Origin of the sequence: Streptomyces albidicamelliae (genome assembly GCF_025642175.1) — a bacterium.
GTDB lineage: Bacteria > Actinomycetota > Actinomycetes > Streptomycetales > Streptomycetaceae > Streptomyces > Streptomyces albidocamelliae.
Genome location: NZ_CP106795.1, coordinates 3,046,675 through 3,060,850, shown reverse-complemented (window position 1 = coordinate 3,060,850; position 14,176 = coordinate 3,046,675). Strand labels below are relative to the sequence as shown.

The window sequence follows — 14,176 nt, the reverse complement described above, 5'->3', positions numbered from 1 at the left end:
GCGCACGCCTGTGACCTGCGCCACTCCGTACCCGGGGTGAGGCAACCGCGTCCTCCGGGCGCCCGTCTAACACGTTGAGATTGAGGCGATACGGGGTGAATGTTCCGTGACTGGGGGGAAGAGTGAGCGCCGTGACGCAGCCTGATGTCAGCGTGATCATCGGGGCCTACGAAGCCATGCCGTACCTGGTGGAGTGCCTGGCGTCCGTCGAGGCGCAGACCCTCGCCCCGGCGCGCATGGAGGTCATCGCCGTCGACGACGGCTCGACCGACGGCACGGGGGAGTGCCTGGAGGAGTTCGCGGCCCGCGCCCCCATGCCCGTCACCGTCGTCCGCCAGGACAACTCCGGCGGCCCCAGCGGCCCGCGCAACGTCGGCCTGGGCAAGGCGTCCGGACGCTACGTCTTCTTCCTCGACGCCGACGACCGGCTCGGCCCCGAGGCCCTGGAACGCATGGTCGCCATGGCCGACGAGAACGGCACGGACGTCGTCCTCGGTCGCGTCGAGGGCGTCAACCGCACCGCGCCGAAGTCCATGTTCGGCAAAACCGTCGGCCGTACCGACGTCCACTCCTCCCGCATCAAGTTCACGCTGAGCGCGCAGAAGCTGTTCCGCCGCGCACTGCTGGACCGGCACGGCATGCGGTTCGACGAGTCGCTGTGGACCGGCGAGGACGCGCTGTTCACCCTGGAGGCGTACCTGCGCGCGGACGGCGTCTCCGTCCTCGCCGACTACACCTGCTACTACCTGGTCGGCCGCGAGGACGGCAAGCACGTGACGAAGACCGGCGGCTACGCGCTCCGCTTCGACTCCGCGCGCGCCCTGATGAAGCTGATCGCCGACATGGTCCCGGCCGGCGACCGGCGCGACGCCCTCATGGTCCGGCCCTTCCTCATCACCCTGCTGCCGCAGTTCGGGCCCACGTTCCTCACCGACGACGAGGACGTCCGCCGGCACAAGTTCGAGCTGGCCCGGCCGCTGATGGACGCCCACTGGACGCCCGGCGTCGCCCGCCTGCTGAAGGTCCACGAACGGCTGCGGCTGCACCTGGTCGCCATGGGGCGCCCCGAACTGCTGCTGGACGTCGTGCGGTTCGTCAAGGCGAAGAAGCAGGCCCCCGCCGTCCTGGAGAAGCGCGGCACCCGCCTCTACCTCATCTACCCGCACTTCCGCTCCCGGGCCGCCGGCGTCCCCGACGAGATCTACCTCGCCGCGGCCGGCGAGGCGCGCGCCTTCGAGGGGTACCGCGCGGCCGCCGCCAACACCTTCCTGCGCCGCGCCCTGCGCAAGGCGCGGCGGATGCTGCCGGCCGGGGGCTTCGGATCGGCGGCCGCCTGAGCCGCTCCGCCCCCTGTCCGCGCACTGGACCGCCGCCCGGCCCGGCGGTCCCCTTCGCGTAGATTGATGCCACGCGCGAGGGAGTGGAGACAGCACGTGGCAAGGGCAAGGCAGGCCGTGGGCGAGGCCCGCAGGATCGTCGTCAAGGTGGGCTCCTCGTCGCTGACCACCGCAGCGGGCGGCCTGGACGCCGACCGCGTCGACGCGCTCGTCGACGTCCTCGCCAAGAGCCGCGGCGGGGACGGCACCGCCCGGAGCGGCGGCGGGGCGGACCGGGAGATCGTCCTCGTCTCCTCCGGCGCCATCGCCGCCGGACTCGCCCCGCTGGGCCTGCGCCGCCGCCCCCGCGACCTCGCCCGCCAGCAGGCCGCCGCCAGCGTCGGGCAGGGCCTCCTCGTCGCCCGCTACACCGCGTCCTTCGCCCGCTACGGCGTCCGCGTCGGCCAAGTCCTGCTCACCTCCGACGACATGAGCCGCCGCGCCCACCACCGCAACGCCTCCCGCACCCTCGACAAGCTGCTCGCGATGGGCGCCTTCCCGATCGTCAACGAGAACGACACCGTCGCCACCGACGAGATCCGCTTCGGCGACAACGACCGCCTCGCCGCCCTCGTGGCCCACCTCGTCCACGCCGACCTGCTGGTCCTCCTCTCCGACGTCGACGGCGTCTACGACGGCGACCCGAGCAGGCCCGGCACCTCGCGGATAGCGCAGGTACGCAGCCCCGAGGACCTCGCGGGCATCGAGATCGGCAGTGCCGGCAAGGCGGGCGTCGGCACCGGCGGCATGGTCACCAAGGTGGAGGCCGCCCGCATCGCCGCCGCGGCCGGCATCCCGGTCGTGCTGACCAGCGCCGTCCACGCCGCCGAGGCGCTCGCCGGCGGCGACACCGGCACCTACTTCCACCCGGCGGGCAAGCGCTCCGCCGACCGGCTGCTCTGGCTCCAGCACGCCTCCACCCCGCAGGGGGCGCTGACCCTGGACGACGGGGCGGTGGACGCCGTCGTGAAGGGGCGCAAGTCGCTGCTGCCCGCCGGGATCGCCGCCGTGGAGGGCGAGTTCACCGCCGGCGACCCCGTCGAACTGCGGGACGCGGCCGGCCGGCCCGTGGCCCGGGGACTCGTCAACTTCGACGCCAAGGAGATCCCCCGGCTGATCGGGCGTTCGACCCGCGAGCTGGCCCGCGAGCTCGGCCCGGCGTACGAACGCGAGGTCGTACACAGGGACGACCTGGTGCTCCTGCACGCGTGACACTCGCAAAACCGCTCGTAAACGGGAGACGAGGACGGCCCCCGGTGGGGGACGTTCCGTAAAACCCCCACGCGGAGCCCTGCGGCCTGCTCAACTTTGTCTCTGGGACATGTTGAAAGGACACGTTCCGTCAAGGGGTCGGGCGAGGCATGCGCGAAGGAGGCCGTCGTGAGACGAGTGCGCCCTGGGGCGGTGTCCCGCGGGGCTCTGACGAGCGTCGCGGCCGGGGACACCTACGAGGAGCCCAAGGACCTGCCCCGCCTGTGGCACGTCACCCTCAGCGTCTCCGGGCAGAAGGTCCCCCTGGCGGACCTGCGGCGGGCCCTCGAACAGCTCGCCCACGACCACCCCTTCCTGCTGACCAGCAGATACGCGACCGACCACGCCGAGATCCGGTACTGGGAGGAGGCCCGCGACCTGCACGACGCCGCCGCCGTGGCGCTGCGCCTGTGGGGCGAGCACCGGCAGAGCGCCGGGCTGCCCCAGTGGGAGATCGTCGGCCTGGAGGTCATCGACCGGGAGACCTACCACCAGCGCATCGCCGAGGGCTACGGACCCGCGCCGGCGACGCCCGTGGGGGTGCACCCCTTCTGAGACCCCCGTGCCCGGACACCCGGCTCGGGCGCCCCGGGGCCGGCCGCCTGTCCCTTTTGCGGCGTCTCGGGGTGTGGGACGACCGCTGAACGGCCCGGCGCCGCGCACTACCCTTCACCCCATGACCACGCTCTCGCCGTACGACTCGATGTCCCCGGTCACCCAGGCCGCCTACCGGGCCAAGGCAGCCGCCGCCGACCTCGCGCCGCTCCCGCGCGCCGAGAAGGACGACGCGCTGCTGGCCATCGCCGACGCCCTGGAGGTCCGGACCGCCGAGATCGTCGAGGCCAACGGCCGCGACGTGGCCAAGGCCCGGGAGAACGGCACCAGCGAGTCCGTCGTCGACCGGCTGACCCTCACCCCCGAGCGGGTCCGCGCCATCGCCTCCGACGTCCGCGACGTCGCGAAGCTGCCCGACCCGGTCGGTGAGATCGTCCGCGGCTCCACCCTGCCCAACGGCATCGACCTGCGCCAGGTCCGCGTGCCGCTCGGCGTCGTCGGCATCATCTACGAGGCCCGCCCGAACGTCACCGTCGACGCCGCCGCCCTCTGCCTGAAGTCCGGCAACGCCGTCCTGCTGCGCGGCTCCGCCTCCGCCTACGAGTCCAACACCGCCCTCGTCCGGGTCGTCCGGGACGCCGTCGGCGGCGCCGGGCTGCCCGCCGACGCCGTCCAGCTCGTGCCCGGCGAGAGCCGCGAGTCCGTCCGGGAGCTGATGCGCGCCCGCGGCCTCGTCGACGTCCTCATCCCGCGCGGCGGCGCCTCCCTGATCCGGACCGTGGTCGCCGAGTCCGTCGTCCCGGTCATCGAGACCGGCACCGGCAACTGCCACGTCTACGTCGACGCCCACGCCGACATCGACATGGCCGTCGACATCCTGATCAACTCCAAGGCCCAGCGGGTCAGCGTCTGCAACGCCGCCGAGACCCTCCTGGTCCACCAGGACATCGCCCCCGAGTTCCTGCCGCGCGCCCTGGACGCCCTCGCCGAGGCCGGCGTCACCGTCCACGCCGACGAGCGCGTCCTCGCCTACGGCGAGGACTCCAAGGCCACCGTGGTCGAGGCGACCCCGGAGGACTGGGAGACGGAGTACCTGTCGTACGACATCGCCGCCGCCGTCGTCGACTCGCTGGACAAGGCCGTCGAGCACATCCGGCTGTGGACCTCCGGGCACACCGAGGCGATCGTCACCACCTCCCAGCAGGCCGCCCGCCGCTTCACCCGACTGGTCGACTCCACGACCGTCGCCGTGAACGCCTCCACCCGCTTCACCGACGGCGGCCAGTTCGGCTTCGGCGCGGAGATCGGCATCTCCACCCAGAAGCTGCACGCCCGCGGCCCGATGGGCCTGCCGGAGCTGACCAGCACGAAGTACATCGTCACCGGCGACGGCCACGTCCGCCGCTGAGGTTCACCCCTTCGGCCGTACGTCCGACACCGCCCGCGCACGGCCGGAGAAGGCGTCTCATCAGGCGGATGAATTTCCATACCGTCTGCCCAAATTGACCCCCCAGGTCTACTCTGGACCCGTGCCGGAGGACGTGGGGGGCACGCCGTTCCCGGACGGCTGGGAGCCCGACGACGACCACGACCGCGGGGTGTCGGACGAAGAGTTCGCCTCCGTGGTCTTCGACGAGGCGTTCGTGCGGGCGGCCACGGTCCACGAGCCGACCGCCGTCGAGCGCCTCCTGGCCGCCGCGCAGGCCCGGGCCGAGGCCTCCGAGGCGGAGGCGGCCCGCCGCGCCCACCTCGCCGCCGACCGCTTCGACGACGCCTACGGCCCCGACGACGCCGGTCCCGGCCATGATCCGGACGACGACGAGCCGGACGATCACGACGTCCTCGGCGACCACCACGGCCCCTTCGGCGCCTACGGCAAGCAGGTCCGCTGGCACCGCCCGGTCGCCTGGGTGCTCGCCGTCGTGATGGGCATCGGCATGGTCGCCCTGGCCTTCGCCGCGGTCTACCGGGGCGCCTCCTCCAACACCCGGGACCGGGTGCCCGCGCCCGCCTCCACCGGCCTGGAACAGGGCAGCGCGGCCGCTCCCTCGGTCTCCGCCGACTACTCCCGGCCAGCCGTCCCCGCCGGCCCGCGCTCCCCCTGAGCGCAGCCGTCCGCCCCGGGTGAGAAACCGTCAGAAGTTGTCGTACGGCCGTGCGTTTACCCGAGGCCCCCGAGACCTACCCTGAAAGTATGGGCGGGCCTGGAGACCCACCGGAGGGGACACCCGAGGGCGGCCCCGGAGGTGCGGAGGACGAATACCGATCCGTCGTGTTCGACGAATCGTTCGTCCGTGCTGCCCGCCTCCAGGAGTACTCCGCCGAGGAGCGGATGACCGACCACGCGCCCGCCGTGCGCCGCCGCCCGCCCCTGCACCGGGGACTCGGCCGCCAGGCCCTGATCCTCGTCGTGCTGATCGCCGTCGCCTTCGGCACCGCGATCTACATGGGCGTCCGCCACCCCTACAGCTCCCCGCAGGCCCGGCGGCCCGTCGAACCCCTGCGGACGACCGTCATCCCGCTCGCCCCGCAGGGCAAGGTGCCCGGCGCCGACGACGCCGAGACCCTGTACAGCCACAGCCGCGCCGCCCAGTTCGCGATCGGCGCCGAAGGCGTGCCGCTGCCCGCCACCCACAGCACCGCCCACTTCTCGGACAGCCAGGTCGTCGCCGCCCTCACCACCGCCAAGGACTACATCGTCCGCTCGTCCCTCTACCCCGAGGTCCTCACCGAGCGGCGGGTCGACCCCGCCCGGGCGCTCCTCGACCCCGACCAGCTCGACCAGTTCGACCAGAGCTTCGACCACCCGGCGGCGGACGGCCGGCACGCCCCCACCGGCTGGCTGGTCCGCATCGACCCCTCCCGGGCCCAGCTCGCCGGCGACCGGATCCGCGTCCAGGGCAGCCTCAACGCCAGCGAGGCCGACTCGGCCACCCTCGAGGTCACCGCCGACCACACCTTCGTCTACGCCCTGCGGCCCACCGGAGCCGCCGACGCGCCCGTCTCCCTCTTCACCGTCCGCCGCGAGGTGACCTTCCGCTTCAGCCGCGACGACCTGCGCACCCACCAGGTCCAGCTCGTCACGTCGTACGTCCAGGCCGGCCCGCTGTCCTGCGCCGAGGACTCCAGCGCCTATCTGCACCCCCTGCTCGCCGGGCAGACGGCCAAGGCGGGCGGCCCCGCGGGCACCAACCCCTACGAGACGGACAACACCCCGGCCCTGTGCGGCACCCTGGCCACCGGGGCCGAGCCGGACCTGTGACCGGCCCGGACCGGCGCGGCGCCCAGGAGGCGTCGCCTGCTCATTCCTGGGGCGCGTCCTTCGGGCCCTCGCCCGGCTGCGGCGGGCTGCGGAAACCGTCGAAGCCCCGCCGGACCCGGCCGCCCAGGTCGCCCGCGCCGCCCGCGAGGTCCGAGACCAGCTTCATCAGCGGGTCCTTGGAGCTCTTCATGTCGTCGGCGTAGCTCGCCGCGGACTCCCGGAAGGACTCGCGGGCGGAGGTGTCCTTGTCCTCGCTGCGCCGCGGGTAGTGACCGTCCATGATCCGCTGGTAATCCCGGGACTCGGCCCACTTCTTCAGCTCGGCCGCCCGGATGGTGGCGAACGGGTGCGACCGCGGCAGCACGTTCAGGATCTTCAGCACGGAGTCGCGCAGGTCGCCCCCGGCCTCGTACTCCTCGGCCTGCTCCAGGAACGCGTCCACGTTCATCTCGTGCAGGTGGTTGCCGCCCGCGAGCTTCATCAGGCCGCGCATCGAGGCCTTCACGTCCTGGCCCACCAGCAGACCCGCCCGGTCCGCGGACAGCTCCGACTTGCGGAACCACTCCCGCAGCGCCGTCACCAGCGCCATGACGGCGAAATTGCCCAGCGGGATCCAGGCGACCTTCAGCGCCAGCGTCGTCAGGAACAGCAGGATCGTGCGGTACACGGCGTGCCCGGACAGCGCGTGCCCCACCTCGTGCCCGACGACGGCCCGCATCTCCTCCTCGTCGAGCAGCTCGACGAGCCCGGTCGTGACCACGATGATCGGCTCGTCCAGACCGATGCACATCGCGTTCGGCTGCGGATCCTGCGCGACGTACATCGGCGGGACCTTCTCCAGGTCCAGGATGTAGCAGGCGTCCCGCAGCATGTCGTGCAGGTGCGCGAACTGCCGCTCGGAGACGCGCACCGAGTCCGACAGGAACAGCAGCCTGAGGCTCCGCTCGGGCAGCAGCCCGCTCAGCGCCTTGAAGACGGTGTCGAACCCGCTCAGCTTGCGCAGCGCGACCAGGGCCGACCGGTCGGCCGGGTGCTCGTAGGCACGCGAGGAGATCCCGGGGAACCGCTTGCGCTGCCGGCTCGGCACCCGCTCCTGCGCCGTGCCCTGCTGGCCGTCGTCGGACATGTCCATCCCCCATGCGTGTGAGTGCCCACTGTGCCCCCGAGGCAGGGCCCAGCCTAGGCGGAGATACCGTGGACGGGCAGTACAGCCGAAGGAGTCCGCCCATGGAGCACCACCCCGCAGCCGCCCGGCTGACCGAGGCCGCCACGCTCGCCGTCCAGCAGCACGGGGCGGGGAATCTGCTCCGCGTCGTCATCGTCGTGATGTTCGTCGGCTGTGCACTGACCGCGTGGTTCCTGCTGCGCGGCTACAAGCGGAAGGACGACTGACGGACGGCGAAGGTTCCCCGCCGGCGGACGCGGACGCGCCCGCCGACGGCACCCGGCACGCCACCGCCCGTCACCGACGGCGGAGTCGGCGTGATCGCCGCGAGCCCGCACGCTTACGATGAGCCGACATCTTTATCCCGCCCACACGGTTAGGTCCTGCCGAAGATGAGCCTCCACCACACCGCAGCCCAGTTGGTCACCCTCGCCGCCGAGGGCGGGGAGCACGGCGGAAACCACGAAAGCCTGAACCCGGCCGTCACCGGCGGCGGCGCCCTGCTCATCCTGCTCCTGCTGCTGTGGATCACCACGCGCTTCAACCGCGACCGCTGAGCGGGGAGCCGGTCCCCGGCCGGACCTCTCGGACCGGGCCGGTAGGGTCTGCACGCATGGGAGAGCAGGACATGCCTACCGGTCCGGCACACGAGAGCGCCGACGACGCGGTGAAGCACCCACAGCACCGGCCGGGCGACGGCCCCGCCCACCCGGGCAAGCGACGCCTGGGCGTCATGGGCGGAACGTTCGACCCGATCCACCACGGGCACCTCGTGGCGGCCAGCGAGGTCGCCGCGCAGTTCCAGCTGGACGAGGTCGTCTTCGTCCCCACCGGCCAGCCGTGGCAGAAGTCCCACCGCTCCGTGTCCCCGGCCGAGGACCGCTACCTGATGACGGTCATCGCGACCGCCGAGAACCCCCAGTTCTCCGTCAGCCGCATCGACCTCGACCGCGGCGGCCCCACCTACACCGTGGACACCCTGAGGGACCTGCGCGCCCTCAACCCCGAGACCGACCTGTTCTTCATCACCGGCGCCGACGCGCTCGGCCAGATCCTCACCTGGCGCGACTCGGAGGAACTGTTCTCCCTCGCCCACTTCATCGGCGTCACCCGCCCCGGCCACCACCTGGCCGACCCCGGCCTGCCGGAGGGCGGCGTCTCCCTCGTGGAGGTGCCGGCGCTCGCCATCTCCTCCACGGACTGCCGGGCGAGAGTCGCCAAGGCGGACCCCATCTGGTACATGGTGCCGGACGGAGTCGTGCGCTACATCGACAAGCGCGAGCTGTACCGCGGCGAGTGAGCCGAGAGGGGCACCGGTGAACGACCGATACGACGCGGGTGAGGCCGGCCACGGCGCCGGCCCGTACGAACTCGTCGGCTACGACGAGTACGGGCAGCCCGTGTACCGGCAGGTCCCGGCGCAGCAGACGCCGCAGACGGCCTACGACCCGTACGCCCAGCAGCAGGGCTACGGCTACGACCCGTACGCCACCGGCCAGCAGCCGCCGGCGTCCCCCTACGGCCCCGGCCACGGCGCCGGCGGGCAGCAGGCCGCCTACGACCCCTACGGCACCCCGGCCGGGTACGACCCGTACGGCACCGGCTCGCACGGCACCGCTGCCTACGACCCCTACGGGCAGACCGCGAGCAGCGGGCAGCAGCCCCGGGTCGCCGAGCAGACCGCCCACATCCCGCAGCAGGCCGGACCGCCGGAGGGCACCCACTCCCCGGCGGAACCCGACCGCGGGGCCCGGACGGACGAACCCGACTACCGCACCGAGCAGTTCGCGTTCGTGGAGGAGCCGACCGGTGACTCCGAGGACGTCATCGACTGGCTGAAGTTCACCGAGAACCGGACCGAACGCCGCGAGGAGGCCCGCCGCCGCGCCCGCGGCCGGATAGTCACGCTGCTCGTCGTCCTCGCCGTGTTCGCCGCCGGCGGCGTCGGCTACCTCTGGTACGCCGGCAAGCTGCCCGGCCTGTCCTCCGCCGACGGGAAGACCGGCACGGCCACGCCCACCGCCGCGCAGAAACGCGACGTGATCGTCGTCCACCTGCACGTCACCGGCAAACGCGGCACCTCCACCGTGCTGCTCGTGGACAACACCACCACCAAGCGGGGCACCACCGTCCTGCTGCCCAACTCCCTCGCGCTGAGCGGCGACGACGGCTCCACCACCACCCTCGCCAAGTCGGTCGACGCCGACGGCTCCTCCGGCACCCGCGACCAGCTCGACACCGTCCTCGGCACCGACATCCAGGGCAGCTGGCGTCTCGACACCCCGTACCTGCAGAACCTCGTCGACCTGGTGGGGAACATCGAGATCGACACCGACACCGACGTGCCCGACCCGGACGCCAAGAAGAAGGGCAGCGAGCCCCTGGTGCACAAGGGCTCCGACCAGGCCCTCAGCGGCAAGATGGCCGTCGCCTACGCCACCCACCGCGGCGCCGGCGAGTCCCAGACCGCCCAGCTGGAGCGGTTCGGCCAGGTCATGCAGGGCGTCCTGCGCAAGATGTCCTCCGAGCCCTCCTCGGCCACCGTGACCGTGCAGACCCTCGCGCAGATCCTCGACCCGCCGCTCACCGACAAGGACCTCGGCACCTTCCTGGCCAGGCTCGCCGACCTCGCCAAGAGCGGCGACTACCGGACGGCCCTGCTGCCCGTGCAGCCGGACGGCACGCTGAGCGCCCGCACCAGCGACAGCGTGGTCAAGGGCATCCTCGGCGGCACCGCGAAGAGCCCCGCCGCGGGCTCCGCGGTCCGGGTCTCCGTGCAGAACGCCACCGGCGTGAAGGACGACAGCGGCAAGGCGCGCGTGGCGCTCCTGAACGGCGGCTTCACCTTCCTGGAGGGCGGCACCGCCGACGGCACCCGGCCCGTCTCGAAGGTGACCTACGCGGACGCCTCCCACAAGGCCGACGCCACCGAGGTCGCCAAGACCCTGGGCCTGCCCGCGGGCTCCGTGGCCAAGGGAACGGTCTCCTCCGGGGCCGACGTCTCGGTCGTCCTCGGGTCCGACTACGCCCCCGCCGCCTCCTGACGGCGGCCCCGGCACCCCGCGCCGCCGTAATCGCGTGGGGTGCCCAGGGCGGTCCGTGAGACCCTTGGGGTCTAACGACCGCCGACGGAAAGCCACGCAGTGACCGCCACCGACCGTTCCCTTGAGCTCATCCACACCGCCGCGCAGGCGGCGGCCGACAAGCTCGCCCATGACGTCATCGCCTACGACGTGAGCGACGTGCTGTCGATCACGGACGCCTTCCTGCTGGCCTCCGCGCCCAACGACCGCCAGGTCAGGGCCATCGTCGACGAGATCGAGGAGCGCCTCCAGAAGGAGCTCGGCGCCAAGCCGGTCCGCCGCGAGGGCGACCGCGAGTCCCGCTGGATCCTGCTCGACTACGTCGACATCGTCGTCCACGTCCAGCACAGCGAGGAGCGTGTCTTCTACGCCCTGGAGCGGCTGTGGAAGGACTGCCCGGAGCTGGAGCTGCCCGCCGACGCCGCGGCCACCCGCGGCAAGGCCGAGGAGCACGCCAAGCTCCAGGCCGCCGAGGGCGACCAGGAGCCGGGCGGGGAGTGGTGATGAGCGCCACCGGCGAGGTGACCGACCGCAAGGGGCGCGGCCGCCGCGTCATCCTGTGGCGGCACGGCCAGACCTCGTGGAACGTCGAGCGCCGCTTCCAGGGCAGCACGGACGTCGAGCTGACCGAGACGGGCATCGGCCAGGCCCGCCGCGCGGCCCGGCTCCTCGCCTCCCTGGGGCCCGACGCGATCGTGGCCTCGGACCTCAGGCGGGCCGCGGACACGGCCGCCGAGCTGGCCGCCCTCACCGATCTCGACATCACCCGCGAGGAGGGCCTGCGGGAGACCTACGCGGGCGTCTGGCAGGGGCTGACGCACGACGAGATCATCGCCCGGTACGGCGCGGAGTACGCCGCCTGGAAGCGCGGCGAGCCGGTCCGCCGCGGCGGCGGCGAGCTGGAGACCGAGGTCGCCGACCGCGCCGCGCCCGTCGTGCTCCGGCACGTCGAGAAGCTGCCCGAGGACGGCACCCTCGTGGTCGTCAGCCACGGCGGCACCATCCGCACCACCATCGGCCGGCTCCTCGGTCTGGAGCCCCGGCACTGGGAGGGCCTGGGCGGCCTCTCCAACTGCTGCTGGTCCGTGCTCGGGGAGGGCGCCCGGGGCTGGCGCCTGCTGGAGCACAACGCGGGCACCCTCCCGGAGCCCGTCCTCGGCGACGACGACTGAGCGTCCCGCGGCCCCCGCACCCCGGATTTCACTTTCCGGCTGGTCACAGGCTAAAGTTCTTCTTGTTCGCCCCGCCGGGCGGGAAGAACGCACGGGGCTATAGCTCAGTTGGTAGAGCGCCTGCATGGCATGCAGGAGGTCAGGAGTTCAATTCTCCTTAGCTCCACAGATCGACACTCCACGGAGTGAGCGAAGATCGGTGACGAAGATCCCGTCCCCCTCGGGGGGCGGGATCTTCTGTCTTCCGCGACGGACTGCGGCACACTGGTGCCCACCGGCTTGAGTCACCGGAGCCCCGCGGGCGTATACCTCTGCGGAGGCGTTCTCGGTGGGTGCTCGGGCGGCGGGCGCCGTGTCCGGACTGGTACTGAGGCGTCGCTGACCGTATTGGTCCGGCCGTGGCAGAATCAAACGGCCGGAAGGGGGCGCGGCCCGACGGGAGGGAGTAGCGATGCCTGCGAGCATCCTTGGGGAGGTCGGCCACCTCCTCGGCGCGGCGTTGATACGGAACACGGCAACGCGGCTCAGCTGCCCTTCCTGCGGTTCCGCGCATGTGGCCCAGGTCCTCGGCGACAACGGCGGCATCTCCTACGTGTGCACGGCCTGCGGCCACAGCTGGAGCTGATCGATGGGTGCACACAGGCGAAAGTGCGACTGGTGCGGCAGTGGTACGCCGATCGTCCGTGACATGGAGCCGATCAATCCCGACTACCAGTACTGGTGCGAGGAATGCGCCCGGGCGCTGATCATAAAAGGCGACCCGATCGAGACGTATCGGGAATTGGAGGGCGAGCCGATCTACGGCCGTCTCCTCGAGGAGCACTGCACGCTCAAGCGGTTCTATTCCTTCGTCACGGCCTGACGCGGCACCGTGCGGGAGCGGGGCCGCGACGCCGTCCATGCCAGCGCAAGGAAGAGCGCACCGGCTGCCGCGTAGAGCGCCGAGAGAGTCAACTCCACGCCTGTCTGGTGCAGTTCGGGCCGGTTCGCGCCGTGCGGCACCCACCAGGGCACGTACGAGCAGAAGACCAGCAGCACGCCCACGGCCGGCGCCCGGCGGCCGCGTGTCCACAGCAGCAGGACGAGGGGCACGCACCACACCCAGTGGTGGGTCCAGGACACCGGACTCACCAGCAGCGCCGTGACCGCGCACGCGCACACCGCCCAGGCCCGCCGGCCGCGCAACTCCGCCGCGACCGCCACCGCGAGGCCCAGGGCGGCCGCCACGGCCGCCGACGCGGTCCACAGGCCCCCCGGGTCGGGTGTGTGCAGCAGACGGGCCAGGACGCCGCGCAGGGCCTGGTTGGCGGTCTCCTCCGGGTGTCCGACCCGGCTCGCGCGGAAGACGGCGTCCGTCCAGAACCGCCAGGAGTCGTACGGCAGGACGGCCGCCGTCAGCGCCGTCGCCCCGGCGAACGCGACGGCCGCCCCGCGCGCGTGCCGCAGCCAGGGCCCGCCGTCCCGGCCGCCCAGCCGGGCCACGACGCCCGCGGCGAGCAGGAACACCGGGAACAGCGCGGGCGTCAGCTTCACCGCGGCGGCCAGTCCCAGGCCCGCCCCCGTCCAGCGGTCGGGGCCGCCGGCCGGGCGGCGTGACAGGTCCCACAGCACCAGGACGGCCAGCAGCAGATTGACCTGGCCGTAGCGCAGGGTCGTCCACACCGGCTCGCACCACACGGCCGACGCCGCCACCCACCAGACGGTGTCCACGCGCGCGTGCCCGACGAGTCTCAGCGACAGCCGTACGAACACCACCAGCAGGACGAGGTTCGCCGCCGTCGCCGGCGCGCGCAGCGATGCGGTGTCCAGCAGCGTCAGCGGCGTGAACAGCAGGGCCGCGAAGGGCGGGTACGTGGTCGGCAGGTGCGCGGCCGTCGCGCGCAGCGCGTAGAGGTCCCCGCCCGCGCGCACGGTGGCGCCCTCGGCCCGGTAGACCATCAGGTCGATCATCGACACGTGCGCGGCGCGCTGCGCGGCCCAGAACACCGCGAAGGACACGAGGCACACGGCCGGCGCAACCGGCACCCGGCGCCGGGTCGCTGACGGCACGATCAAGGTCACGAAAGCCGACATTAGCGGCTGTACCGGAGCGAACCCGAAACCGATTTGGAGCTGCGTCCCCGGCCCTGTAATGTTTACGACGTCGCCGGGGGAACCGGGCGAAAAAGCAGAACACGGGGCTATAGCTCAGTTGGTAGAGCGCCTGCATGGCATGCAGGAGGTCAGGAGTTCAATTCTCCTTAGCTCCACAGAAATCGAAGGCGGATCATCCTCGCGGATGGTCCGCCTTCGTCGTATTCACGGATATGCGG

General features: G+C 72.4%; 16 protein-coding genes and 2 tRNA genes. 16 read left to right on the top strand and 2 right to left on the bottom strand.

Annotated features, from left to right (window positions below; translation table 11 throughout):
- The first annotated feature begins 176 nt into the window (after positions 1–176).
- The 6 genes from N8I86_RS14160 to N8I86_RS14135 all read left to right on the top strand — a co-directional run bounded on the left by N8I86_RS14160 (position 177) and on the right by N8I86_RS14135 (position 6,444).
- The gene (locus N8I86_RS14160; protein WP_263280100.1) at positions 177–1,337 is read left to right on the top strand and encodes a glycosyltransferase family 2 protein; all 1,161 of its coding nucleotides are present in this window, start codon (positions 177–179) and stop codon (positions 1,335–1,337) included.
- Between the two features lie 117 nt (positions 1,338–1,454).
- Entirely contained in the window at positions 1,455–2,588 is a 1,134-nt protein-coding gene (gene proB, locus N8I86_RS14155; RefSeq protein ID WP_185091582.1) for a glutamate 5-kinase, read from the top strand.
- 168 nt (positions 2,589–2,756) lie between these two features.
- Positions 2,757–3,182: a hypothetical protein gene (locus tag N8I86_RS14150; RefSeq protein ID WP_073893892.1), complete on the top strand. Its 426-nt coding sequence runs from the start codon at positions 2,757–2,759 to the stop codon at positions 3,180–3,182.
- 121 nt (positions 3,183–3,303) lie between these two features.
- Positions 3,304–4,590 carry a glutamate-5-semialdehyde dehydrogenase gene (locus N8I86_RS14145; protein ID WP_263277915.1) on the top strand — a complete coding sequence of 429 codons (1,287 nt, stop codon included), beginning with the start codon at positions 3,304–3,306 and terminating at the stop codon, positions 4,588–4,590.
- A 121-nt stretch (positions 4,591–4,711) separates the two neighbouring features.
- Complete coding sequence (locus tag N8I86_RS14140) at positions 4,712–5,287, top strand: SCO2584 family spore wall biosynthesis protein (RefSeq protein WP_079192463.1); 576 nt, start codon at positions 4,712–4,714, stop codon at positions 5,285–5,287.
- Positions 5,288–5,376: 89 nt separating this feature from the next.
- A complete protein-coding gene (locus N8I86_RS14135) occupies positions 5,377–6,444 on the top strand; it encodes an SCO2583 family membrane protein (RefSeq protein ID WP_263277914.1) in 1,068 nt (355 codons plus the stop codon).
- Between the two features lie 40 nt (positions 6,445–6,484).
- Here N8I86_RS14135 and N8I86_RS14130 read toward each other — a convergent pair whose 3' ends face one another.
- Positions 6,485–7,570 (bottom strand): M48 family metallopeptidase, encoded by a 1,086-nt coding sequence (locus N8I86_RS14130; RefSeq protein WP_263277913.1) that lies wholly within the window; start codon positions 7,568–7,570, stop codon positions 6,485–6,487.
- A gap of 101 nt (positions 7,571–7,671) precedes the next feature.
- Here N8I86_RS14130 and N8I86_RS14125 point away from each other — a divergent pair, with 101 nt between their 5' ends.
- The 9 genes from N8I86_RS14125 to N8I86_RS14085 all read left to right on the top strand — a co-directional run bounded on the left by N8I86_RS14125 (position 7,672) and on the right by N8I86_RS14085 (position 12,726).
- On the top strand, positions 7,672–7,836 hold the full coding sequence (locus tag N8I86_RS14125; RefSeq protein WP_185091373.1) for a hypothetical protein: 165 nt from the start codon (positions 7,672–7,674) through the stop codon (positions 7,834–7,836).
- A 165-nt stretch (positions 7,837–8,001) separates the two neighbouring features.
- Positions 8,002–8,166: a hypothetical protein gene (locus tag N8I86_RS14120; protein WP_093477720.1), complete on the top strand. Its 165-nt coding sequence runs from the start codon at positions 8,002–8,004 to the stop codon at positions 8,164–8,166.
- A gap of 56 nt (positions 8,167–8,222) precedes the next feature.
- On the top strand, positions 8,223–8,909 hold the full coding sequence (gene nadD, locus N8I86_RS14115) for a nicotinate-nucleotide adenylyltransferase (protein WP_185091374.1): 687 nt from the start codon (positions 8,223–8,225) through the stop codon (positions 8,907–8,909).
- Between the two features lie 16 nt (positions 8,910–8,925).
- On the top strand, positions 8,926–10,653 hold the full coding sequence (locus N8I86_RS14110; protein WP_263277912.1) for a LytR C-terminal domain-containing protein: 1,728 nt from the start codon (positions 8,926–8,928) through the stop codon (positions 10,651–10,653).
- Between the two features lie 99 nt (positions 10,654–10,752).
- Positions 10,753–11,196: a ribosome silencing factor gene (gene rsfS / locus N8I86_RS14105; protein ID WP_073893882.1), complete on the top strand. Its 444-nt coding sequence runs from the start codon at positions 10,753–10,755 to the stop codon at positions 11,194–11,196.
- Positions 11,196–11,864: a histidine phosphatase family protein gene (locus N8I86_RS14100; RefSeq protein WP_073894167.1), complete on the top strand. Its 669-nt coding sequence runs from the start codon at positions 11,196–11,198 to the stop codon at positions 11,862–11,864. The genes rsfS and N8I86_RS14100 overlap by 1 nt, the downstream gene beginning before the upstream one ends.
- Positions 11,865–11,957: 93 nt before the next feature.
- Positions 11,958–12,030: transfer RNA gene (locus N8I86_RS14095), tRNA-Ala, on the top strand.
- A gap of 285 nt (positions 12,031–12,315) precedes the next feature.
- Complete coding sequence (locus N8I86_RS14090; protein WP_263277911.1) at positions 12,316–12,489, top strand: hypothetical protein; 174 nt, start codon at positions 12,316–12,318, stop codon at positions 12,487–12,489.
- A gap of 3 nt (positions 12,490–12,492) precedes the next feature.
- Positions 12,493–12,726, top strand: coding sequence for a hypothetical protein (locus N8I86_RS14085; protein ID WP_006136074.1), 234 nt, complete (start codon positions 12,493–12,495; stop codon positions 12,724–12,726).
- Here N8I86_RS14085 and N8I86_RS14080 read toward each other — a convergent pair.
- A complete protein-coding gene (locus tag N8I86_RS14080; RefSeq protein ID WP_382982310.1) occupies positions 12,705–13,925 on the bottom strand; it encodes a glycosyltransferase 87 family protein in 1,221 nt (406 codons plus the stop codon). The two genes, N8I86_RS14085 and N8I86_RS14080, sit on opposite strands and share 22 nt — an antisense overlap.
- A gap of 115 nt (positions 13,926–14,040) precedes the next feature.
- On the opposite strand from N8I86_RS14080, the gene N8I86_RS14075 reads away from it, so the two are divergent.
- A tRNA-Ala gene (locus N8I86_RS14075) sits at positions 14,041–14,113 on the top strand.
- The last annotated feature ends 63 nt before the right edge of the window (positions 14,114–14,176 follow it).

Coding starts and splice junctions, on each gene's coding strand:
- N8I86_RS14145 (WP_263277915.1), top strand. CDS start 3,304: ATGACCACGCTCTCGCCGTACGACTCGATGTCCCCGGTCACCCAGGCC.
- N8I86_RS14100 (WP_073894167.1), top strand. CDS start 11,196: ATGAGCGCCACCGGCGAGGTGACCGACCGCAAGGGGCGCGGCCGCCGC.
- nadD (WP_185091374.1), top strand. CDS start 8,223: ATGGGAGAGCAGGACATGCCTACCGGTCCGGCACACGAGAGCGCCGAC.
- N8I86_RS14160 (WP_263280100.1), top strand. CDS start 177: ATGCCGTACCTGGTGGAGTGCCTGGCGTCCGTCGAGGCGCAGACCCTC.
- N8I86_RS14085 (WP_006136074.1), top strand. CDS start 12,493: ATGGGTGCACACAGGCGAAAGTGCGACTGGTGCGGCAGTGGTACGCCG.
- N8I86_RS14125 (WP_185091373.1), top strand. CDS start 7,672: ATGGAGCACCACCCCGCAGCCGCCCGGCTGACCGAGGCCGCCACGCTC.
- N8I86_RS14090 (WP_263277911.1), top strand. CDS start 12,316: ATGCCTGCGAGCATCCTTGGGGAGGTCGGCCACCTCCTCGGCGCGGCG.
- N8I86_RS14135 (WP_263277914.1), top strand. CDS start 5,377: ATGGGCGGGCCTGGAGACCCACCGGAGGGGACACCCGAGGGCGGCCCC.
- N8I86_RS14120 (WP_093477720.1), top strand. CDS start 8,002: ATGAGCCTCCACCACACCGCAGCCCAGTTGGTCACCCTCGCCGCCGAG.
- N8I86_RS14130 (WP_263277913.1), bottom strand. CDS start 7,570: ATGTCCGACGACGGCCAGCAGGGCACGGCGCAGGAGCGGGTGCCGAGC.